Source organism: Erwinia sp. PME.40.26/001 (assembly GCF_055556675.1).
Map to the genome: position 1 here is coordinate 1 of NZ_JBVHNP010000191.1, position 270 is coordinate 270.

The 270-nt window shown below is 55.9% G+C and carries 1 protein-coding gene; it reads right to left on the reverse strand.

The features are described from left to right. Nucleotides 1-245, reverse strand: a 245-nt coding sequence (locus ACZ3HG_RS23805; RefSeq protein WP_465334854.1) for a hypothetical protein, incomplete at its 3' end; no start/stop codon positions are given. Nucleotides 246-270 lie beyond the last annotated feature (25 nt).

Genomic DNA, 270 nt, shown 5'->3' on the forward strand with positions numbered 1-270 from the left:
GTACCAGCACCACTAGTGATCAAGCTGACCACTGCGGTGGGTGCTAGAAGACTGCCACCGAGGTTGATATTACCGGCGGCGCTCGAGCCCATGGTCATACTGGTGATAGTGACGTTGCCCGTGACTGGGAAGTCCCCATGCGTGACAGGGTTTATCGAGATATTGCCCGTACCTGTATAACTGAGCGGACCGGTCATCAACACCGTGTTGTCGAGGGCTTGACCGCCAACAAATGCGTTGGTCAAGTTGGTGGATCCGGCTGAGCCTGAT